Origin of the sequence: Amycolatopsis thermophila, from assembly GCF_030814215.1 — a bacterium.
Lineage (GTDB): Bacteria > Actinomycetota > Actinomycetes > Mycobacteriales > Pseudonocardiaceae > Amycolatopsis_E > Amycolatopsis_E thermophila.
Genome location: NZ_JAUSUT010000001.1, coordinates 4,157,474 through 4,178,621 on the forward strand (window position 1 = coordinate 4,157,474; position 21,148 = coordinate 4,178,621).

Sequence of the window (21,148 nt, forward strand, 5' to 3'; positions counted from 1 at the left end):
CGACGGGGAGGACGGACATCTCATGCGATACACGGGCCCCGATCCCGCGGTGGCCGGCCTGGCCGGCCGCGCACTGCCGCGGTTGCCGGAGATGACCAAGGCGACCTACGAGCAGATCCTCGAGGAAATGGCTGTCTACCGCGAGGAGCGGTTCGTCTCGCACGCCGACCTGTTCGCCTCGTGCCGGGACAACCTGCAGTTCCTCGTCCGCGCCCTGTCCGAATCCGGCGTGCCGGACCTGTCGAAGGCCCGCGCCACCGGCCGCGAGCGGGCGCTGATGGGCGCCCCGCTGCCGGAGCTGCTGCGCGCGTTCCGCATCGGGTTCACCGAGGTGTGGCAGTGCTTCGTCGAGCTGACCACGCCGTCGCAGGACCTCGCGACGCTGGTGCCGGCCACCACCGCGATCTGGGACCTGATGGACGACTACATCGAGGAGCTGACCTCGACCTACCGCACGACGATGGCCGAGATCAGCCGTACCCGGCAGAACCGGAGGCTGGCGCTGGTGGAGGCGCTGTTCGCCGGCGGCAACGCCACCGACGGCACGCTGTGGGACATCGCGCGGATGCTCGACCTGCCGCTGGAGGGCACGTTCGTCGTGGTGGCCGCGGAGACACCCGGGCTGGGCCAGGAGGCGTTGCCGCTGATCGAGGTCCGGTTGCGGGAGGCGAACCACGCCTCGGCCTGGCGGCTCACCCCCGAGCTGCAGATCGGCGTGGTGTCGCTGCGCGACACCGGACCGGTGCTGGACCTGCTGCGGGAGGACTGCCGCGGCCGGGCCGGGATGAGCCCGGTGTTCACCGGCCTCGGCGACACCGCGCGGGCACTGCACCTGGCGCGCGTGGCGCTGTCCAGCCTGCCGGCGGGGACGAAGGACGTGGCCCGGTTCAACGAGTCGCCGCTGGCGGGGCTGGTGGCGAGCGACCCGGAGGCGTCGGCGCAGCTGGCCGGTCAGGTGCTGCGGCCGATCCTGGAGTTGCCGGGGGAGGAGGGCAACGTGCTGCTGCTGACGCTGCGCGCCTGGTTCGACTGCGGCGGGTCCACGAAGGCGATCGCCGAGCGCGTCTACTGCCACCCCAACACGGTGCGGCACCGGTTGAAGCGGATCGCGGACGTGCTGGGCCGGTCGCTGAGCGACCCCTCGGACATCGCGGAGCTGGGAACGGCGCTGCGGGCACTGGCCATGTTCGGTGACAGCGCCCGCAGAGCCGTGCGGAACTAGCCGAGCTTCTTGCCCGTCGCCTTGGTGAACGCCTTCGCGCCGGCCCGGTCGACGGCCGCCTTCACCCCACCGAAGATCGCCCCCTGCAGCACCGCCGCGATGAGGACCTCCTTGGTGGAGAAGTCCGGCGATGTGGCCTCCGGGGCGTCGTCCTCACCGGTCGCCGCCTTCCAGGCCTGCTTGAACAGCACCCCGGCGAGCACCCCGCCGAGCGCGCTCACGGCCAGGCTCAGCGGTTTGTACAGCAGTTTCATCCCGTCACCTCTCCACAGTGGACCCGGCTGCACCCGGCCGGGTACCCAGCGTTCCGGTCACCGACACTCGGCCGTTGTGCGGCGGGGTCGAGGGGCGTACCTTGGCGCGATACTTCGCCGGGAGGGTTGGGCTGGTGGTCAGGGGCAAGGTCGTCCGGTTCGACGAGATGCGCGGGTACGGGTTCGTGGCGCCGGAAGGGGGTGGCGAGGACGTCTTCATGCACGTCAACGATCTCGACGTGGACAAACGGCTGATCACACCCGGTGTGGTCGTCGAGTTCACGGTCGAGGACGGCGACCGCGGGCTCAAGGCGTCGGGCATCCGGCTGGTGCGCCGGAGCGGTGACGACGAGGGCGAGGACCCGTACTCGGCGCGCGACTTCCGCGAGGAGCTGACGGAGGCGCTGCTCACCGGCGTCCCGACGCTCACCGCCGAGGAGGTGCTGCGGGTCCGCCGCTGCGTCCTCGAGCTGGTCCGCGACCACGGGTGGCTCGGCGGTTGAATGTTTCGCCGACCAGGTCGCGGGCACACGAACGGGCATGAAGGCTGTCACCTGGCACGGCAAGCGTGACGTCCGCGTCGAGGACGTCCCGGACCCGAAGATCGAGGAACCCACCGACGCGGTCGTGCGGATCACCTCGACCGGCATCTGCGGCTCCGACCTGCACCTGTACGAGGTGCTCGGCCCGTTCATGGGCGAGGGCGACATCCTCGGGCACGAGCCGATGGGCATCGTCGAGGAGGTCGGCTCCGCGGTGCCCAACCTCAAACCGGGTGACCGGGTCGTGGTGCCGTTCAACATCTCCTGCGGCCACTGCTTCATGTGCGACCAGGGCCTGCAGTCGCAGTGCGAGACCACCCAGGTCCGGGACAAGGGCAAGGGTGCCGCGCTGTTCGGCTACACCAAGCTCTACGGACAGGTGCCCGGCGGGCAGGCCGAGTACCTGCGCGTCCCGCAGGCCCACTACGGCCCGGTGAAGGTGCCCGAAGGTCCCGCCGACGAGCGGTTCGTGTACCTCTCCGACGTCGTGCCCACCGCGTGGCAGGCCGTCGACTACGCCGGCATCCCCCGCGGCGGCAGCGTCGTGGTGTACGGGCTCGGGCCGATCGGGCAGATGTGCTGCCGCATCGCCCGGCACCGGGGCGCCGGGCAGGTGATCGGCGTCGACCTGGTGCCCGAGCGGCTGGCGCTCGCGGAGCGGTACGGGGTCACCGCGATCGACGCCCGCGTTGAGAAGGACGTTCCCGGCGCGGTGCGGGAGAGGACCGCCGGCCGGGGCGCCGACTCGGTGATCGACGCGGTCGGCATGGAGGCGCACGGCGCGCCGCTGGGCAAGCTCGCCCACCAGATGGTCGGGCTGCTGCCGGACCAGGTCGCCGCGCCGCTGATGGAGAAGGGCGGCGTGGACCGGCTCGCGGTGCTGCACCAGGCCATCGCCACGGTCCGCCGCGGCGGCACGATCTCGCTGAGCGGTGTCTACGGCGGCATGCTCGACCCGCTGCCGATGATGGAGCTGTTCGACAAGCAGATCCAGTTGCGGATGGGCCAGGCCAACGTGCGGCGGTGGATCGACGACGTGTTGCCGCTGGTCACCGACGACGCCGACCCGCTCGGCGTGGCGGACCTGGCGACCCACAAGCTGCCGCTGGAGGACGCGCCGCGCGCCTACCGGATGTTCCAGCAGAAGCAGGACGGGGCGATCAAGATCCTCCTTCAGCCTTCGGTGTGACGGAGGCGGCACGCCCGGATTTCCGGACAGCGGAGCGTAGCCCCGGATGATCACCCGGCTATGATCTGGCTCCCTGGGATTGTCCAGCAGCGTGGCACCCGTGTTCGAAGCAACTCCACTGCAGGAGCCGTACACGCATGTCCACCCGCCGGAAGCCGGACCCCCTGTCCGACCTGCCCGCAGGTCAGAGCGCCGACCAGGTCGGGATGTACCACTGGGACGTGCGTGCCGGGACGTGGACGTGGTCGTCGGAGATCTACCTCATGTACGGCTACCAGCCCGGCTCCGTGGACCCGAGTCTGGACCTGGTCACCAAGCACGGCCACCCGACCGACCGGCGCCAGCTCGCCGCGGTGTTCGAGGACGCGCGCCGCACCGGTGAGCCGTTCAGCGCGCAGCACCGCATCCTCGCCGCCGACGAGAGCACCCGCGCGGTGGTCGTGGTCGGCGATGTCGACGAGGAGGGCGGCGAGCCCGCCGGGGTGCACGGCTACTACGTCGACCTGACCACCGCCCGCATCCGCGAGGCCGAACAGCTGTCCGAGCTGGCCGGCGAGGCCGCCGGGCTGCAGCGTGCGATGGCCTCGCGCGCCACGATCGAGCAGGCCAAGGGCATGATCATGCTGGCCTACGGGCACGACTCGAAGGCCGCGTTCGAGCTGCTCATCCGCGTGTCCCAGCAGAGCAACACCAAGCTGCGCGACCTCGCCGACCGCCTGGTCGACGCGGTCCAGGCCGCCGGTGCCCCGCAGGCGCAGTCGCGGGACCTCCTTGAAACGGTTCTGGCGCGGTTGTCGGTGTCGGCGGACGTGTAACCCGGTCGTCTCGAGGTACCCGGTCGGGGATCGGGTGAAAGGAGACGTACCGAAATGAGCACGATCACCGAGTCCGTGGATGTCGACGTCGACGTTCGCACCGCGTACAACCAGTGGACGCAGTTCGAGTCCTTCCCCGAGTTCATGGAAGGCGTCGAGCAGATCCGCCAACTCGACGACACGCACACGCACTGGGTGACGAAGATCGGCGGCGCGAAGCGCGAGTTCGACGCCACCATCACCGAGCAGCACCCCGACGAGCGGGTGGCGTGGCGGTCGGACAACGGCCCGAACCACGCCGGGGTCATCACCTTCCACCGCATCGACGACCGCAAGACCCGGGTCACGGCCCAGATGGACATCGACCCGGAGGGGTTCGTCGAGAACGTCGCCGACAGGCTGGGCATCCTGGACCGTCGCGTGCACGGTGACATGGAGCGCTTCAAGGCGTTCATCGAGAAGCGCGGGGGCCAGGAGACGGGCGCCTGGCGGGGCGACGTGGACCGCCCCGGCAACTGATGGCCACCCGCACGAAGCGCGACGCCGCCGGGTTCGTGCCGGACAGCCGCTCGCTGGACCGGCTCCGCTCGGCGGCGCGCGGGTGCGAGGGATGCGACCTGTTCCGCAACGCCACCCAGACGGTGTTCGGGGCCGGCCCGGCGCCCGCGAAGGTTCTGATGCTGGGTGAGCAGCCGGGGGACAAGGAGGACGTCGCGGGCGAGCCGTTCGTCGGCCCCGCGGGACGGTTGCTGGACCGGGCGCTGGAGGAAGCGGGCGTCGACCGCGGGCAGGTGTACGTGACCAACGCGGTGAAGCACTTCAAGTTCGTGCCGGCGGAACGGGGCAAGCAGCGGATCCACAAGAAGCCGTCCCGCGGGGAGATCGTCGCGTGCCGGCCGTGGCTGCTCGCCGAGTTGGAGGCGGTGCAGCCGGAGGTGGTGGTGTTGCTGGGCGCCACCGCGGCTTCCTCCCTGATGGGCCCGGCCTTCAAGGTGACCGCCCACCGCGGCGAGCTGCTCCCCGCGCCGGACGAGTTCTCCGGACGACCGGAAAACGTGCTGGCGACGGTGCATCCTTCGTCGGTGCTGCGGGCGCCCGACCGGGACGAGGCCTACGCCGCCCTGGTGGCCGACCTGCGAGCCGTACCCGCGTAGCCCGCGCGGAAGCGCCCTGCCCTCAAAGGAGCTGGGTGGTCATCCCGTCGCCTGAGGCCGTCAGATCACTGTGAGCCAGGCCCGCACCCTGCGCCGGGTCCGGCGGCCGAAAGACCAAAGCGTGCGGGCCTGGCTCACAGTGATAGGCCTCGATGCAGGCGACGGGATGACCACCCAGCGACCACCTACCCAAGGCGAGCCGACAACGCTCCCCGGTCATCCCGGAGCCTGCCCGTCCGGCGAGGACATCTTTTGATCTTTTTCTTTGGCCTTCGGCCAGGGCGCCTACGGCGCTGAGTGGTCGCCTTGGGTGCCGACCTCCCCCGCCCCCTCCGGGTGGAGTGTTTTCGGTCGCCAAGCAGGCGTGTCAAGGCGGGAAAGAGTACCTTGACACGCCTGATCGGCGACCAAGGCGGGCTGGGGATCGGGGGCGGGAGAGGTCTGGGGACGTCGCACCTCGCCTCGCGTCGCCGGGCGCGTGGGGGTGCGGGGAGGTCTGGGAAGGCCGCACCTCGCCTGGCGTTGCCGGCCGGCGGGAGGTCTGGGGAGGCCGTGTGCCGGCTTGCGTTGTCGGCCGGCGGGAGGTCTGGGGAGGTCCCCGGGGCGGTTTCCGTTGCCGGGCGCGGGATCAGGGATGAACGGTCCCCCGGAAGGTGCCCCTCGCCGGGGGCGAGGCGGGTGGTGCGGGCCTGGCCGGGGGCGAGGGGCTTGTCCGGGAAGGGCGGGTATCGGCGAATCCGAATCCGCGAATCGCATCGGGCGCCGGTCAGGTGTGCCGCTTGCTCAGCCCGTCCCGGATCTTGTCGATCAGCCCGGCGCCGGGGTCGAGGATGAGGTTCATCGGCGGGCGGTCCGGCGCGCTCGGGTGCGGGCGGGTCGGCGCCATCTTCTTCGCGCGCTCGACCTTGTCACCCAGGTCGAGCAGCTCCTCGGGCGAGCAGGCGGACTGGAGCTTGGGCAGCAGGTCCTTCTCCTCGTCCTCGATGTGGTGCCGGATGTCGTCCATCAGCTGGCGCAGCAGCTCGTCGAAGCGCGGTTCGGTCGCCGGGATGTTCTCCAGCTGCTTCATGACCTCTTCGGCCTCGGCGTGCTCCTCCAGTTCGTGGTCGGCGAGTTCGTCCCCGTTCTCGAGGTACTTGCGCGCCGCCGGGTACATGTACTGCTCCTCGGCGACGGAGTGGCGCACGAGCTCGGCGATCACGTGGTCGGCCAGGTTCCGCCGGTGCTCGGGAGTCCCGGTTCCGGACTCCAGTTCGGTGAACACGCGTTCCACGTGCCGGTGATCGGAGATGATCACCGAGATCAGGTCCGGTTTGTCGGTGGCGGTCATCGTGGCTCCGTTTCGGTTCGGTACGGATTCCACCCGTCCACTACCCAGCCGAGGGAGCCTCAACCCTACGGATGACCGGTCAGGCGCACCGAGAAGTTGTCGAACGTCATCGGCAGGGGGCGGCCGGGCGCGGGCTTCGGGGAGGAGTCCACTGTGTAGTCGCGGTCCCGGATCAGCGCGGCCAGCACCGTCGAAACCGTGAACAGCACCAAGTTCTTCGCCGGGCACCCGGCGGGCCCGGCGCTGAACGGCACGAGCGCCGGCTCCCGCTGCGCCCGCCCGTCCAGCCAGATCTCCGGCACGAAACTGTGCGCGTACGGCAACCGGGAGTCATCACGGTGGAACAGCGGCGTGAACACCAGCAGGCCCGTCCCGGACGGCACCCGGTGACCGTTCCAGTCCAGTTCCTTCGTCGTGTCCCTCAGGATCGCCGGCGTCGTCGGCCACAGCCGCACGGTGTCCAGCACGCACGCGCGCAGGTAGCCCAGCCCGTCACCGGACGCGATGTCCTGCCGGGCCTGTTGCCGCTGGGCGGGGTGTGTGGCCAGCAGTGCCAGCGTCCGGAACGTCACCATCCCGGCCGCGTCGAACGCGAACAGCCAGTGCCCGATCTGGGCGGCCACGTCTTCGCCGGCGCCGAGGCCGCCGGCGAGGCCGTCCGACGGCGCCCGCGCGAGCAGCGACCGCACCCGGCCGAGGAACTCCTCCCGCGACCGGCGCCGCCGCGGCAGCAGGTAGGACCAGTTCGCCGCGCGCCGCAGCCGGCCCAGCAGGTCCGTCGTCACCTGGTCGTCGCGGGCGTGGTCCCCGAAGACGATCCGCCGCACCATCCGCCACCACACCGGCGCGAACGCGTCCCACCCGAGCGGTCCCGGCCCCAGGGTGGCGAACTCCTCGGCCGCCTTCGCCGCCACCGAGGGCGCCAGGTGGTGCGTCGGGCGGCTCGTCTCCAGCGCGCGCTCGTTCCACTCCCGGCGCCGGTCGCGGTCCCGCCCGTCGGAGATCAGCACGCCGTGCGGCTGGAACTGGGACAGCGCGGCCTTCTTCTCCAGATTCGCCGGCGTGAACGGCTCGGGCGACTCCGCCAGCACGCGCCCGACGTCGTCGGGGGAGAGCACCAGCGCGAACGACCGGCCGGGCACCGCCAGCCGCAACAGCCCGTCGCCGTGCTCGGCTCGCAGCTTCTGCAACGTCCGCACCGCCGAGGCGTCCGCCTGCAGCTTCTCCAGCACGGTCAGCACACGCGGGCGCCGCTTGATGACGCCACCGGCGAGCGTCGGCCCGACGACCCCGGCGAACACCTGCGCGGTCTCCGCCACCGAGGCCGCCGGCAGCCCGCTCATCGGGTCACCAGCGCCGCGATCCGGTCCAGGGCGTGCTTCGCCTCCGGGATGTTCGCGATCATCCACGCGTGGAACATCCCGCCGTACTCCCAGTACTCCAGCGGCACCCCCTGCTCGGCCGCTTTGTGGTACAGGTTGCGCGAGTCGGCGAGCAGCACGTCCCGGGTGCCGATGAAACAGCTCAGCGCACCCAGCCCGCGCAGGTCCCCGTTGATCGGGCTGACCAGCTCGTTCGCCGGGTCGAGGCCGCCGGCGTAGAGGCGCCCGGCCTCGCGCAGACCGGTGACGCCCAGGTACGGGTCGTGCCGGTCGTACTCGGGCAGCGACGGGTCGGTCATCGTGATGTCCAGCCACGGCGACAGCATCACGATCTCCTTCGGCTGCGGACGGCCCTCGTCGCGCAGGGCCCGCGCCAGCACCAGCGACAGCCCGCCGCCGGCGGAGTCGCCCATCAGGACCTGGTCCCGCGGGGCGACGTTCCCCAGCACCTCCTTGTAGGCGGCGTGGATCGTCGACAACGTGTCGTCGTAGTGGCTGCCGGGAGCCAGCGGGTACAGCGGCGCGGTGACGGTGCAGCCGGTGCGGGCGATCAGCCGGGCGAAGAACTTCCAGTGGTCGCCCTGGATCTGGTGCACGTACGCGCCGCCGTGGAAGTACAGGACGTGCCGCGCGGTCGCGTTCGCCCTCGGCCGCAGCGTGTACACCGGGTGGCCGTGCACCTCGGTGCGGTCGATGTCGACGTGCTTGCGCACCGCGACCGGCGGCAGCGCGTTCTCCCGCTGCTGTCGCGGCCCGGTGCTCTTGTGCAGGGCGTCCACGTCGGTGAACGTGCGCTTGCGCCCCGTCAGGAGCATCTGCGCGATCAGCAGTTTCGCGTGCAGGCTGGTGTTCCCGATCACCGAGCCCGGTTACCCCTGCTGCCCGGGCGTGAAACTCACACCAGTTTCCGCGGGAACGTGCGGTGCCAGTTACGGGAGAACACCCGGTTCGGGCCGTCGAACCCGTCGACGGTCGCGTGCAGCACGAACTCCGTCGGCGTGCAGGACAGGACCGTGTGGGTGTCGGTGCGGGCTTCCCAGTCGCCGCGGGCGAACGTGATGCTCCACTTCGTCTCGCCACGCACCGAGGAGAAGTCGTCGGCGACCGAGCTGTAGCACTCGTACGCCCGCCGCGACACCTCGAGATCGATGTCGTCCAGCCGCGTGGTCCCGGAGTCCTTCACGATCTCCAGCGCCGAGCGGTACTCGACGAGGTCCCGCGACACCGTCCAGCGCTGCTCACCGGGACGCACCTGCGTGGTGGTCATCGGCGGCGCGCCTTCCGGCTCGCCGAACACCATGCCGGTCACCTCGTCGGACTCCCGGATCGGGCGCACCGGCAGGCACAGCGAACTGCCCTTCGGGTAGACGGTCAGCAGCGCCGGTTCCGGCGGGGGCCACGCCAATGGCCAGTACGAAGTGGACAGCGACAACCGGATGCGGTGACCCGGCGGGAAGGCCTGGGCGACACCGTTGAGCTCGATCTCCACCTGGTACCACCGGCCCGGCTCCAGGGGCTCGGGCTCGTCGTGGCCGTCCCGGTGGGTCAGGTTCAGCAGACCGTAGGTCACGCGGGTCGCGCGCCCGTCCGGCTGCACGTCGGACAGCCGCGCGGCGACCATCGCCACCGGCTTGTCCACGGACAGCTCCAGCCGCACCTTGGGGGCGCCGAGGATCTCGCACGTCTCGGTCAGCTCGTCGCCGTCGAACACCAGCGACCCGCCGTCCTCCTCGCGCTGGTCGTAGGGCAGATCCGGCGGCGCGTTGTAGGAGGCCCACTTGCCGGCGAACTGGCCCACCGACAGCGGCGACTCGACCTGCAGCCGGGCGTCGGGCACCTCCTCGTCGCGGCGCGCGATCCGGTGCGGCGCCAGGGGGTAGGTGCGCCAGTCGATGTGCGGCGAGGGCAGTTGCGGCTCGCCGACCCACCGCCCGGGACGCTCCTGGTAGGACGTCGAGGGCGGCACGCTGTCCTGCATCCAGGCCAGCAGCATCGGGCCGTCCATCACGCCGTTGTCGCGGTCCTTGAGCCAGTGGTCCCACCAGCGCACGACCTCCTGCAGGTACCCGATCGCCGGGCCGGGTTCGCCCAGGTGCGGGTACTTGTGCGACCACGGCCCGATCAGGCCCTTGCGCGGCACGGACAGGTGGGACAGCACGCGCGTCACCGCGTTGGAGTAGCCGTCGGCCCATCCGCTGGAGGCCAGCACCGGCACCTGCACGTCGCTGTAGTTCTCGCACACCGACGCGTGGCGCCAGTACTGGTCGCGGTGCTGGTGCTCCAGCCAGGTGTCCACCCACGGGCCGACACCCTCGATGCGCTCGCGCCACATGTCGCGCCAGCGGTCCCCGACCAGGGCCGGGTCCGGCGGCAGCGTGCTGTGGGCGAACATCGTCCCGGCCTCGCCGAGGTTGTCCGACAGCATGCAGCCGCCCATGTAGTGGAAGTCGTCGGAGTAGCGGTCGTCGGTGAACGACGAGATCACGATCGCCCGCAGGCTCGGCGGTTTCCGGGCCGCCACCTGCAGGGCGGCGAACCCGCCCCAGGAGATGCCCATCATGCCGGTGCGGCCGTCGCACCACGGCTGGTCGGCCAGCCACGCCAGGACGTCCTCGGCGTCGAGCTGCTCCTGTTCGACGTACTCGTCGGTCAGGACCCCTTCCGACTCGCCCGTGCCGCGCAGGTCCACGCGCACGCAGGCGTACCCGTGGCCGGCGAGGTACGGGTGGTGGACCGAGTCACGGACCGCGGTGAGGTCGCGCTTGCGGTACGGGATGTACTCGAGGATGCCCGGCACGGGTTCGTCCTCCGCGGACACCGGCCGCCAGATCTTCGCGGCCAGGCGCGTGCCGTCCGACACGGGGATCCAGACGTGCTCTTCCTGGGTGATCTCGTACGGCAGGGAGCGGACCTCCCGCATATCCGATCAAACCTCCTGGAACTCGAACTTCAGCGCGTCGGTCGTGCGCCGGTACTTGTCCTTGAGCTCGGCCTCGGTGTCCGCACCGACGTAGACGAACGCCAGTTCGTAGCTGTAGCTGTCCTGGGCATCCATTTCGGACAGACGCTGGCCCTCGGCGGGCACGATGTCCACGTCCACGCCGGGGATCTCCCGCTGCAGCCGCTCGATCTCCTCGCCCGTCGGGATGCGCGTGACGACGCCGTCCTCGAAGCGCCGGTAGTACCACTTCGCCGCGATCCGGTACTCGCCCTTGTCGTGCGGCATCTTCGGGCGGCGGCCCAGGCCCAGCTCGATCATGTTGTAGTGGTCGGGGACGCCGTCGACGTTCTCGAACATCTCGGCGTGCGACTGCGAGTGCCGCGGGTTGATCTCCAGCAGTTTCACGTCACCGGTGTCGGGCCGGCAGAAGAACTCGATGGAGAAGGTGGAGTTGTTCAGGCCGATCTGCTCGATGACCTTCTTGGAGACGTCCAGCATCTTCTCCACGACCGGCTCGGGCAGCTGCGAGGGGTACTGGTGGCGCAGGAACGACGAGCTGTCCGGGTAGTTCAGCGAGTCCAGCGCGCCGTAGACGACGACCTCGCCGTCGTACACGAAACCCTCGGTCGCGGCCTGCTGGCCGGTCATCTCCTCCTCGGCGAGCGCGGCGAGCGCGCCGGCGTCGGCCACCTCGGGCGGGATGTCGACGCCCGACACCTGGTCCAGGATGTACTGGAACGGCTTCCCGACGCGCCCGATCCCGGCGCGGATCTCCTCCACCGCCTCCCGGAAGTCCTGCTCGTCCTTGACGTGGAAGGCCAGCTCGGACGAGAACGACTTGACCGGTTTGAGCCACATCGGGAACGACACGTCCTCGGGCGGCTTGGGGTCGCCCTCGAGGTCGACCAGCGCGAAGTTCGGGATCGCGTCGGTGACCTTCCGCTGCTCGAGGCGGCTCCAGTACTTGTGCTCGCACTTGAGCACGCCCTCCAGGTTCGGGGTGGGCAGGCCGTAGCGGCGCCCCAGGATCGGCACCATCGTGGTGACCGGGAAGTCCCAGTAGCCGACGATGGCGCCGATCTTGCCGTCGAAGGCGTCCAGTTCGGCCACGGCCCGGTCGATCAGGTCGGCGATGGGGATCTCGCCCTCCTGCACGTCGGCCTGTGACAGGAGGCCGTGGTAGCGGTAGTTCTCCGCTCCCGGCACCCGTCGCAGGGTTCGCAGGTTGGCGTCGTCGAGCCCCAGCACGAAAATGTCGATGTCGTTCACACCGGAATTGATCCCCGTTGTCGCGGAACGGTAAACACCAGCGGGTGACCGGGGTAACCTCGGCGCGTGGCCGACCTCAGCGAGTATCGGCGGAAACGCGATCCGGAGCGGACGCCGGAACCGATGCCCGATCGCGTGGTGCCCCGGGGTGACGACGACGTGTTCGTGATCCAGGAGCACCACGCGCGGCGCCTGCACTGGGACGTGCGGTTCGAGCGGGACGGGGTCCTGGTTTCGTGGGCGGTGCCCAAGGGGCTGCCGCCGCGCCCGGGCCCGCCCCGGCTGGCCGTGCACACCGAGGACCATCCGCTGGAGTACGCGACGTTCGAGGGCGAGATCCCGAAAGGCGAGTACGGCGGCGGGAAGATGCTGATCTGGGACCGGGGCACGTACGAGGTGCTGCACTGGAACGACCACAAGGTCGAGGTCGACCTGCGCGGGTCGCGGGTGCGGGGCCGGTTCCTGTTCGTCAACAGCCACCGCGGTTCGCAGTCCCGGGACTGGCTGGTGCGGCGCGTCGATCGCGGGAGCGGCGAGGAGTTGCCGGAGTTCGTGAAGCCGATGCAGGCGCGAGCGGGCTCGTTGCCGTCCGAGGACGCCGGCTGGGCGTACGAGTTCCGGTGGCGGGGTGAGCGGGTCGTGGTGCGCGTGGAAGGCGGGCGGATCACGGTGCGTGACCACACCGGGGAGGACGTCACGCCGCTGTACCCCGAGCTGCGCGGTCTGGGTGAATCGCTGGGGGCGACGGAGGTGTTGCTCGACGGCGAGCTGATCGTGCTGGAGGACGGTCGTCCCAGCCGGAAGGCCCTGAGGACGCGGGTGTCGGCCGAGCCCCGCCAGGCGAAGCGGCTGTCGGAGCGTTCGCCGGTGCTGTTCCTGCCGTTCGACGTGCTGCACGCGGACGGGAAGTCGCTGCTGCAGCTGCCCTACCGGAAGCGCCGGGCGCGGCTGCGGAAGCTCCAGGTGGCCGGGGACTACTGGCGAACGCCCGAGTCGTACGACGGCGGCGGGGCGGACGTGCTCGCCGCCAGCCTGGCGAACGGACTCGGCGGGGTGACCGCGAAGCGGCTCGATTCGGTCTACGAGCCGGGGAAGCGCAGCGGTGCCTGGCTGACGATCACGAAGTGACGGTTCCGGGGTGGCGCCGTGGTCCCACGGTGTGGTTGTGTGGCGTTCGACCAGGGTGCCGATGATCAGGTCGCCCCACCCCGCCCCGGCGGGGCGTTTCGCAGGCCGGCTACGGGGGCAATCTGGCCCGTGAGCATCCAGCTGCCCGAACCGCGCTCCTTGTGGATGGAGACCGCGCCCGCGCCGGATCGCGCCGGGCGCGCGTTGCCCGCCGAGGCCGACGTGGTTGTCGTCGGCGCTGGGATCGCCGGCTTGACCACCGCGTACGGCCTCGTGCGCGCCGGGCGCTCCGTGGTGGTTCTCGAGGCCTCCGAGGTCGCTTCCGGTGTCTCCGGTCACACCACGGCCAAACTGTCCGCCCAGCACGCCCTCAAGTACGCCACCCTCGCCTCCCGCAAAGGACCGGAAGCCGCCGCCCAGTACGGGCGCACCCAGCTGGACGCGGTCGAGTGGGTCGCTTCCACGTCGGCCGAGCTGGGCATCCAGTGCGGCTTCACCCGGCGGGACAGCTTCGTGTACTCCACCGACCCCGCCCAGGCCGGCAAGCTGCGGCAGGAGGCCGAAGCCGCCGCCGAGGCCGGGATGCCCGCCGACTTCGTCGAGCACGTCGACCTGCCCCTCGACACCGCCGGCGCGGTCCGGTTCGTCGACCAGGCCCAGTTCCACCCCCGCCGCTGGCTGCTGGGCCTGGCCGAGCACATCGAACGCCTCGGCGGGCACGTCCTCGAGCGCGTCCGCGTCCGCAACCTCGACGAACGCCCCACGCCGGCCGTGCAGACCGACCGCGGCCAGGTCCGCGCCCGCGACGTCGTCGTGGCCACCCACTACCCGATCTTCGACCGCGGCCTCTACTTCGCGCGCCTCGACCTGACCCGCGACCTCGTCGTCGCCGGCGAGGGGGAGGCGCCGCCCGGCGTGTACCTCGACGCGGTCACCCACCGCTCGCTGCGGGGCCACACCGAGGGCGACCGCCGGTACGTGCTCGTCGGCGGCGAGCACTACCGCACGGGCGAACCCGTCGACGTCGAGGCCCGCTACCAGCGCCTCGCCGAGGCCGCCACCACCTTCGGCGTCACCAAGGCCACCCACCGCTGGTCCGCCCACGACCTCACCACCCTCGACGGCGTGCCCTACGTCGGCCGCTACCACCCGGCCACGAACCACGTGTGGGTCGCGACCGGGTTCAGCCAGTGGGGCATGAGCGGCGGCACCGCGGCGGGCCTCCTCCTCACCGAGCTGATCACCGGCAACGGGCACCCCGCCGCGGGCCTGTTCGACCCGAACCGCTTCGACCTCAAGTCCTCGATCACCCTCGCCGAGGACGGCGCGAAGGTCGGCAAGCAGTACGTCGCCGGCTACACCCGTGCGCTCACCACCACCCCGGCGGACCTGGCCCCGGGAGCGGCACAGGTGGCGCGTCGCGGGACGGACCTGGTCGCCTCCTACCGCGGCGAGGACGGGCAGCTGCGCGAGGTCAGCGCGCTGTGCACCCACCTGGGCTGCGTGGTCGCCTTCAACAACGCCGAGAAGACCTGGGACTGCGCATGCCACGGATCGCGATTCGCCACGGACGGCTCGGTGATCCAGGGCCCGGCGACCCGGCCGCTGCCGCCGGCCTGACCGTCGGCGTCGAGGAGGAGTTCCTGCTCCTCGACCCCGCCACCGGCGCCACCCTGCCGCGCGCCGCCGCGATCGTCGCCGCCGACCCGCCGCTGCCGCCCGGTGCGAAGCTGCACCGCGAACTGCGGCTCACCCAGGTGGAGGCCGCGACCGGTGTCTGCACCCGGGCACGGCAGCTGCGCGAACAGCTCGTCGCCGGCCGCCGGGCGCTCGCCGGGTCCGCCCGCCTGCACGGCGCGGTGATCGCCTCGTCCGGCACACCGGTCCTCTCCGGACCGTCCACATCGGAGAACCAGGACGGCAGGTTCGGGGACATCGACCGGGTCTACCGGGGCATGGTCGCCGACTACGAGGCCTGCGGGTGCCACGTGCACGTCGGCGTGGCGGATGCGGAGACCGCGGTCGCGGTGATGAACCACCTGCGCCCGTGGCTGCCGTCGCTGCTGGCGCTGTCCGTGAACTCGCCGTTCGACCACGGCCGCGACACCGGGTACGGCAGCTGGCGGATGGTGCAGCAGTCCCGGTTCCCCGGCGCGGGAATCCCGCCGTACTTCCCGGACCTGGAGGCCTACCGGGCCGAAGTGCGGCGGCTCGCGGACTGTGGCGCGCTGGTGGACGAGTCGATGTCGTTCTGGCTCGTGCGCCCCTCGGCTTCGTTCCCCACACTGGAATTCCGGGTCGCCGATGCGGCGTCCACAGTGGATGAAGCGGTGTTGCAGGCCGTGCTCTCCCGCGCTCTGGTGCGCCGCGCCCTCGCCGATCTCTCCGACGGTGTCCCACCGCCCGAGATCTCCGGGCAGGTCGCCGCCGCCGCCCTGTGGGCCGCGGCGCGCGACGGGATCGACGGGGAGGGCGTGCACGCCTGTCACGCCCGCCGACTGCCGGCCTGGCAGCTCGTCGACGAACTCGTCGCGCACGTCGCGTCGACGCTCGACGAGACCGGTGACCGGGACCTCGTCGCGATCGTCCTGGAACGGCTCCGCCGCGACGGCAGCGGCGCCCGGCGTCAGCGCAAGGCCGCCGCGGCCGGGCTGCCCGCCCTGCTCGCCACGATCACCCATCAGGCTTAACCGACCGCGAGCAGGGGTAACCGGGGGAGGTGACGACTGCCATGACGCTCGCGGCTGCCCTCCCGGCGCCCCGGGGACCGCTGTCCGAAGCCGTGATCGAGGCGCTGGGCCGCGACGAGCGCGGGGACTTCCCCGAGCTGCCCGAGGCCGCGGAGGCCGACCCCTTCGGCGAGGATCTGCAGCTCGCCCTGCACGTCTGCTACGAGCTGCACTACCAGGGTTTCGCCGGCGTCGACCCGGACTGGGAGTGGGATCCGGACCTGCTGCGCCTGCGCGCGGCGATGGAGCGGGTGTTCCTGGCCGCGCTGCGGGCCCGCACGCCGGGAGGTGACGACGTGACGGAGGCGCTCGCGCCGCTGCTCGTCGAGCCGGTCAACGGCACCGGGCTCTCGCACCACCTGGCCGCGGACGGCACGTGGGGGCAGCTGCGCGAGTACTTCGCGCTGCGGTCGATCTACCACCACAAGGAGGCCGACCCGCACGCCTGGGTCATCCCGCGCCTGCGCGGCAGGCCGAAGGCGGCGCTGGTGGCGGTGGAGTTCGACGAGTACGGCGGGGGCCGGGCCGACCAGGTGCACGCGCAACTGTTCGCCGACCTGCTGGACGGCGCCGGGCTGAACCCGGCCTACCTGCACTACCTCGACCACGCCCCGGCGTGCATGCTCGCGGTGGTCAACATGATGTCGCTGTTCGGGCTGCACCGGCGGTTCCGCGCCGCGCTGGCCGGGCACTTCGCGGCCGCCGAGATCACCACCGCGCCCAGCGCGCAGCGGCTGGAGAAGGCGTTGAAGCGGCTGGACGCCGACGAGCGCTGCCGGTACTTCTACACCGAGCACATCGAGGCCGACGCGGTGCACGAGCAGGTCATGCGGCGCGACGTGCTGGGCGGCCTGCTGGAGACCGAGCCGGACCTGGCGGGCGACATCGTGTTCGGCATCCAGGCGACGGACCTGGTGGAGCAGCGCTTCGCGGACCACGTGATGGGGGCCTGGCGGGCGGGCCGCAGCGCGCTGCGCAGACCGCTGTAGCGGAAGGGGCGTGTCCCGATGGGGTTGTCAAGCCGCAGCCGTCGGCGGGGCCAGTCATCCGGAACCTGGCGACCACAGCTCCTTGATCAGAAACCACGAAGATGGCAACGGGGCGGGCCTCCCGCCCGCCACCCGTCAGTTCCGGACGCGCTTGCGGTGGCTGGTGTCGCAGAAGGGGTACCGCTTGCTGCGGCGGCACGCGCACAGCGCCACCACGAAGCGGTCCGACCGGGCGACCGTCCCGTCGGGCATCTCCAGCTCCACCGGGCCCTCCACGAGCACCGGCCCGCCGTCGACGAGCGTCACCCTGCGCGGCTCAGCGTTCGGTCCGGTCGGCACGGATCACCACCAGCTCCTCGTGTCGTTGCCCGGGCGCGATGAGCCCGGTGCGCTCCAGGAAGTCGATCCGCCCGCGCATCACCGGGCCGAACGGCTCGATCGCCCGCGCCACCACGGATGTCTTGAGCCCGCTGTCCCGCAGCGACTCCACCGTCCGGCGGATGCCGCACAGCGACGAATGCACCAGCAGCATCGTCCCGTCCGGAGCGAGCAGGTCGTGGGCCCTGGTGCACAGGCAGTCCAGGTGCTTGCGCCCGTCCGCGCCGGCGTCCCACGCCAGCGCCGCCCCGTCCGGGTCCTCCGTGGACTCGCACGGCACGTACGGCGGGTTCGCCAGCACCACGTCGAACGGCGCGCCGCCGATGGTCTGCGACAGGTCACCGTGCCGGACCTCGACCGGGAGCCCCCGCACCCGCGCGTTGAACCGCGCGCTCAGCACGGCCGGCAGGTACCGGTCGACCGCGGTCACGCTCGACGCTCCACCGCGGACGGCGGCGATCGCCAGCGCGCCGGTGCCGGTGCACACCTCGAGAACCCGCGCGCCCGCCGGGAGGCGCGCTTCCCGCATCGCGCGCATCAGCAGCCAGGTGTCCGCCTGCGGCCGGTACACCCCGGGAAGTCTCAGCAGCTTCACCCGGATCAGGTACCACTGGACGCGCAGGTCAAACCCCGGAAAGCAGGCGGATGACCGCCCGGTCGAGCACCTCGCGGTCCGCGTCGGTGCGGACGCCGGTGCGGCCCAGGCGCCGCACCGCGGCCTGGATCGTCTTCCCCCGCGCGTGCGCCTCCACCACTCTGGGGTCCACATAGGACTTCCGGCACACGGCCGGGGTGTTGCCCAGCTCCTCGGACACCTCGCGCATCACCGCGGCCTGGGTGCGTTTCAGCCCGCGCTGCGAGGTGACCGGCTCGGCCGCGGCGAACGCGGTGGCCGCCAGCACGGTGGCGTTCCACGTCCGCAGGTCCTTCACGGTGAACTCGTCACCGACCATTTCCTTGAAGCGCTCGTTGATCTCGTCGGCGTGCACCTCGTGCCAGCCGCGGGGTGTGCGGTAGACGAACAGCCGGTCGCTGCCCGTCCGGGATCTGCGCAGCGCTTTGACCACGGCCGCCAGGTCGGCGTCGGCGAGCGTGATGGTGCGTTCGATGCCGCCCTTCGCGGGGTAGCAGAAGGTCAGCTCGTCGCGTTTGACGGCGACGTGCTCGCGCAACAGCGTCGCCGCGCCGTAGGTGCCGTTCGACTCGGCGTACTCCTCGCTGCCCACCCGGAAGACGCCGCGGTCGAGCATCCGCAGCGCCGCCGCGAGCACCCGTTCGCGGCCGAGACCGGGCCGGAGGAGATCCTCGGCGATCTGCATCCGCCACTTCGGCAGCCGCCGGGCCAGCTCGCGGACCCGCTCGTGCTTCTCCTCGTCGCGCTCCTGGCGCCAGCGGTCGTGGTAGCGGTACTGGCGGCGGCCGGCGTCGTCGGTGCCCACGGCCTGGATGTGCCCGTTCGGGTAGGGGCAGATCCACACGTCCCGCCACGCCGGGGGCACGGCCAGGCTCTTGATCCGCTGCAGGGTCTCCTCGTCCCGCAGCGGTTCGCCCTCCGGGGTCAGGTACCGGAAGCCGCGCCCGCTCCGCTGACGCCGGATGCCGGGCTGGGAGAGCCTGCTCCTGCGCAACCGCATGGCGGTCAGGTGATCTCGCTGCAGGCGCCGGTCACCGCGTCGAGGTCGGGGTAGGTGGTGTCCGGGATCGCGCCCAGGTGTCCGAGTGTGCTGTCGTCCGCGCCGTGGGCCGTCGCCTGGCGGATCAGCTCGGCCCGGTCGCACGGGAAGTCCACTTCGGACAGCAGTGCGCGCAGGCGGTCGGGGTCGGGCGTGGTCATGCCGCCGGATTACCCCGCCCCGACCGGGGCAAACGGGGGCGGCCCCGCCCCGGAAATAACCGGGCGCCGCACGTGGTTGTGACCGGCATGACAACCGATGGTCGTGGCCGGGTCCGGACCGAACCGGGCACCAAGCGCGTACGGGCGGTCTTCGGCGGGCAGGTCGTCGCCGACACCCTCCGCCCGCTCATGGTGTGGGAGGTCCCGTACTACCCGACCTACTACGTCCCCAGGGACGACGTGCGCACCGGCTACCTGGTCGCCACCGGTGAGACGGCGCACTCACCGAGCCGCGGCGACGCCGACGTGTTCACCGTGCGGGTGGGGGACCGCGAGGCGCCGGGCGCCGCGCTGGAGTACCCGGACTCGCCGCTGGAGGCGCTGAAGGGCCACGTGCGGCTCGACTTCGCCGCGATGGACTCGTGGTTCGAGGAGGACGAGGAGATCTTCGTGCACCCGCGCGACCCGCGGACCCGCATCGACATCCTCGCCAGCTCGCGGCACGTGCGCGTCGAGATCGACGGCGTCACCGTGGCGGAGTCGCGCAGCCCGCGGCTGCTGTTCGAGACCGGGCTGCCCACCCGCTACTACCTGCCGAAGACCGACGTGCGGCTGGACCTGCTGGAACCCAGCGACACCATCACGCGCTGCCCGTACAAGGGCGAGGCCGAGTACTACTCGGTGCGCGTGGGGGACAGGCTGCACGAGGACGTGGTCTGGTACTACCGGATGCCGCTGCCGGAGAGCCAGAAGGTGCAGGGGCTGGTCGCCTTCTACGACGAGAAGGTGGACGTCTACCTGGACGGCGTGAAGCAGGAGCGCCCGAAGACCAAGTTCGCCTGAGGACATCCGGCCGTGGCCGGAGTGGAACGCGGGCACGCCGGCGGGCGGACGAAGGTGGTGTACCGCACCGAGATCAGCGGTCCCGCGGCGGACGCCACGGCCTGGTGGATGAACACGCACGGGGGCCCAACCAGGTCGCCCTGGCCCCCGCCGGGCGGGACGGACGTCGAGGTGGCCTCGCAGGTCCTGCGCCAGCTCGAGGACAAGGACCTGATCCGGCGCGAGGTCGACCGGGCCGGCACCCGAGCCGAGCGGTTGCGCACCACCGAGCGCGGCGCGGATGGCCCGCCGCGCCAGGGCCGGCTCGAGGCGGTCGACGCCGCGTTCTTCCAGGAGGTTCCCGGCACCGGCGCGCTGGTGGCGATGCTGCGCACGCTCGCCGATCCCGGCGCCGGTTAGTCTTCGGGCATGTCCGACGACCGCCTGTACTTCCGTCAGCTGCTGTCCGGCCGCGACTTCGCCGTGGGCGACCCGGTGGCCACCCAGATGGTCAACTTCGCCTACCTGATCGGCGACCGGGAGACCCGGGAGGCGGTGGTCGTCGACCCCGCGTACGCCGTCGGCGACCTGCTGGACGTGCTCGCCGCCGACGACATGCGCCTGACCGGGGTGCTGGCCACGCACCACCACCCCGACCACGTCGGCGGCAGCATGATGGGCTTCACCCTGGCGGGCCTGCCCGAGCTGCTGGCACGCGAGACCGTGCCGGTGCACGTCAACAGCAACGAGACGGAGTGGGTCCAGCGGGTCACCGGCGTGTCGGCCACCGACCTGACCGGGCACGACCACGACGACGTCATCGAGGTCGGCGCCATCCCGATCCGGCTGCTGCACACGCCCGGCCACACGCCGGGCAGCCAGTGCTTCCTGGTCGGCGGGAGGCTCGTCGCCGGTGACACCCTGTTCCTCGAGGGCTGCGGCCGCACCGACTTCCCCGGCGGCGACGCCGAGGCGATGTACCACAGCCTGCGGTGGCTGGTGGACCTGCCGGGCGACCCGGTGGTCTACCCCGGACACCAGTACTCGGCCGCGCCGTCGGCGTCGCTGTCGTCGGTGAAGCAGAACAACTTCGTCTACCGGCCGCGCAACCTCGACGAGTGGCGCACGATGTTCGGCGGCTAGCTTCGCACCCGGATCCACGATCCGCAG

23 protein-coding genes are annotated in these 21,148 nt (G+C 71.5%); 13 read left to right on the forward strand and 10 right to left on the reverse strand.

Annotation, left to right across the window (positions count from 1 at the left end):
• The first annotated feature begins 22 nt into the window (after positions 1-22).
• Positions 23-1,222 carry a PucR family transcriptional regulator gene (locus tag FB470_RS20365; protein ID WP_306993798.1) on the forward strand — a complete coding sequence of 400 codons (1,200 nt, stop codon included), beginning with the start codon at positions 23-25 and terminating at the stop codon, positions 1,220-1,222.
• On the opposite strand, the gene FB470_RS20370 is transcribed toward FB470_RS20365, so the two are convergent.
• Positions 1,219-1,476 (reverse strand): DUF4235 domain-containing protein, encoded by a 258-nt coding sequence (locus FB470_RS20370; protein WP_306993800.1) that lies wholly within the window; start codon positions 1,474-1,476, stop codon positions 1,219-1,221. The genes FB470_RS20365 and FB470_RS20370 overlap by 4 nt on opposite strands.
• Before the next feature lie 134 nt (positions 1,477-1,610).
• Here FB470_RS20370 and FB470_RS20375 point away from each other — a divergent pair, with 134 nt between their 5' ends.
• The 5 genes from FB470_RS20375 (at position 1,611) to FB470_RS20395 (ending at position 5,176) form a co-directional block, all read left to right on the forward strand.
• Positions 1,611-1,979 carry a cold-shock protein gene (locus FB470_RS20375; RefSeq protein ID WP_306993802.1) on the forward strand — a complete coding sequence of 123 codons (369 nt, stop codon included), beginning with the start codon at positions 1,611-1,613 and terminating at the stop codon, positions 1,977-1,979.
• A 37-nt stretch (positions 1,980-2,016) separates the two neighbouring features.
• Positions 2,017-3,207: a zinc-dependent alcohol dehydrogenase gene (locus FB470_RS20380; protein WP_306993803.1), complete on the forward strand. Its 1,191-nt coding sequence runs from the start codon at positions 2,017-2,019 to the stop codon at positions 3,205-3,207.
• Between the two features lie 137 nt (positions 3,208-3,344).
• Entirely contained in the window at positions 3,345-4,022 is a 678-nt protein-coding gene (locus FB470_RS20385) for a PAS and ANTAR domain-containing protein (protein WP_306993804.1), read from the forward strand.
• Positions 4,023-4,076: 54 nt separating this feature from the next.
• A complete protein-coding gene (locus tag FB470_RS20390; protein ID WP_306993806.1) occupies positions 4,077-4,541 on the forward strand; it encodes an SRPBCC family protein in 465 nt (154 codons plus the stop codon).
• On the forward strand, positions 4,541-5,176 hold the full coding sequence (locus FB470_RS20395) for a UdgX family uracil-DNA binding protein (RefSeq protein WP_306993807.1): 636 nt from the start codon (positions 4,541-4,543) through the stop codon (positions 5,174-5,176). Before FB470_RS20390 ends, FB470_RS20395 begins: the two co-directional genes overlap by 1 nt.
• 766 nt (positions 5,177-5,942) lie before the next feature.
• On the opposite strand, the gene FB470_RS20400 is transcribed toward FB470_RS20395, so the two are convergent.
• The 5 genes from FB470_RS20400 to FB470_RS20420 all read right to left on the reverse strand — a co-directional run bounded on the left by FB470_RS20400 (position 5,943) and on the right by FB470_RS20420 (position 12,098).
• Complete coding sequence (locus tag FB470_RS20400; protein WP_306993808.1) at positions 5,943-6,506, reverse strand: hemerythrin domain-containing protein; 564 nt, start codon at positions 6,504-6,506, stop codon at positions 5,943-5,945.
• Positions 6,507-6,571: 65 nt separating this feature from the next.
• The gene (locus FB470_RS20405) at positions 6,572-7,849 is read right to left on the reverse strand and encodes a cytochrome P450 (RefSeq protein ID WP_306993810.1); all 1,278 of its coding nucleotides are present in this window, start codon (positions 7,847-7,849) and stop codon (positions 6,572-6,574) included.
• On the reverse strand, positions 7,846-8,748 hold the full coding sequence (locus FB470_RS20410) for an alpha/beta hydrolase fold domain-containing protein (RefSeq protein WP_306993812.1): 903 nt from the start codon (positions 8,746-8,748) through the stop codon (positions 7,846-7,848). Before FB470_RS20410 ends, FB470_RS20405 begins: the two co-directional genes overlap by 4 nt.
• A gap of 35 nt (positions 8,749-8,783) precedes the next feature.
• Positions 8,784-10,808, reverse strand: a complete 2,025-nt coding sequence (locus FB470_RS20415) for a CocE/NonD family hydrolase (RefSeq protein ID WP_306993814.1) — start codon at positions 10,806-10,808, stop codon at positions 8,784-8,786.
• Positions 10,809-10,814: 6 nt separating this feature from the next.
• Positions 10,815-12,098 carry an ATP-grasp domain-containing protein gene (locus tag FB470_RS20420; protein ID WP_306993816.1) on the reverse strand — a complete coding sequence of 428 codons (1,284 nt, stop codon included), beginning with the start codon at positions 12,096-12,098 and terminating at the stop codon, positions 10,815-10,817.
• Between the two features lie 66 nt (positions 12,099-12,164).
• Here FB470_RS20420 and FB470_RS20425 point away from each other — a divergent pair, with 66 nt between their 5' ends.
• The 4 genes from FB470_RS20425 to FB470_RS20440 all read left to right on the forward strand — a co-directional run bounded on the left by FB470_RS20425 (position 12,165) and on the right by FB470_RS20440 (position 16,944).
• Positions 12,165-13,226 (forward strand): DNA polymerase ligase N-terminal domain-containing protein, encoded by a 1,062-nt coding sequence (locus FB470_RS20425; protein WP_306993818.1) that lies wholly within the window; start codon positions 12,165-12,167, stop codon positions 13,224-13,226.
• A gap of 129 nt (positions 13,227-13,355) precedes the next feature.
• On the forward strand, positions 13,356-14,846 hold the full coding sequence (locus tag FB470_RS20430; RefSeq protein WP_306993819.1) for an FAD-dependent oxidoreductase: 1,491 nt from the start codon (positions 13,356-13,358) through the stop codon (positions 14,844-14,846).
• Positions 14,771-15,916 (forward strand): carboxylate-amine ligase, encoded by a 1,146-nt coding sequence (locus FB470_RS20435; protein ID WP_306993821.1) that lies wholly within the window; start codon positions 14,771-14,773, stop codon positions 15,914-15,916. The genes FB470_RS20430 and FB470_RS20435 overlap by 76 nt, the downstream gene beginning before the upstream one ends.
• A 41-nt stretch (positions 15,917-15,957) precedes the next feature.
• Positions 15,958-16,944, forward strand: coding sequence for an iron-containing redox enzyme family protein (locus FB470_RS20440; protein WP_306993823.1), 987 nt, complete (start codon positions 15,958-15,960; stop codon positions 16,942-16,944).
• 135 nt (positions 16,945-17,079) lie between these two features.
• Here the strand turns inward: FB470_RS20440 and FB470_RS20445 are convergent, their stop codons facing one another.
• From FB470_RS20445 to FB470_RS20460, 4 genes are read right to left on the reverse strand one after another with little or no spacing between them, the layout of a single operon-like run.
• The gene (locus FB470_RS20445; RefSeq protein WP_306993825.1) at positions 17,080-17,283 is read right to left on the reverse strand and encodes a CDGSH iron-sulfur domain-containing protein; all 204 of its coding nucleotides are present in this window, start codon (positions 17,281-17,283) and stop codon (positions 17,080-17,082) included.
• Complete coding sequence (locus FB470_RS20450; protein ID WP_306993827.1) at positions 17,261-17,917, reverse strand: HemK2/MTQ2 family protein methyltransferase; 657 nt, start codon at positions 17,915-17,917, stop codon at positions 17,261-17,263. Before FB470_RS20450 ends, FB470_RS20445 begins: the two co-directional genes overlap by 23 nt.
• Before the next feature lie 28 nt (positions 17,918-17,945).
• Complete coding sequence (locus FB470_RS20455) at positions 17,946-18,956, reverse strand: DNA topoisomerase IB (protein WP_306993829.1); 1,011 nt, start codon at positions 18,954-18,956, stop codon at positions 17,946-17,948.
• Between the two features lie 5 nt (positions 18,957-18,961).
• On the reverse strand, positions 18,962-19,156 hold the full coding sequence (locus FB470_RS20460; protein WP_306993832.1) for a DUF2795 domain-containing protein: 195 nt from the start codon (positions 19,154-19,156) through the stop codon (positions 18,962-18,964).
• A gap of 87 nt (positions 19,157-19,243) precedes the next feature.
• Between FB470_RS20460 and FB470_RS20465 the strand changes: the two genes are divergently transcribed.
• From FB470_RS20465 to FB470_RS20475, 3 genes are read left to right on the forward strand one after another with little or no spacing between them, the layout of a single operon-like run.
• Complete coding sequence (locus FB470_RS20465; protein WP_306993834.1) at positions 19,244-19,999, forward strand: DUF427 domain-containing protein; 756 nt, start codon at positions 19,244-19,246, stop codon at positions 19,997-19,999.
• Between the two features lie 12 nt (positions 20,000-20,011).
• The gene (locus tag FB470_RS20470; protein WP_306993835.1) at positions 20,012-20,398 is read left to right on the forward strand and encodes a helix-turn-helix domain-containing protein; all 387 of its coding nucleotides are present in this window, start codon (positions 20,012-20,014) and stop codon (positions 20,396-20,398) included.
• 9 nt (positions 20,399-20,407) lie between these two features.
• On the forward strand, positions 20,408-21,121 hold the full coding sequence (locus FB470_RS20475; RefSeq protein ID WP_306993837.1) for an MBL fold metallo-hydrolase: 714 nt from the start codon (positions 20,408-20,410) through the stop codon (positions 21,119-21,121).
• Positions 21,122-21,148: the final 27 nt, after the last annotated feature.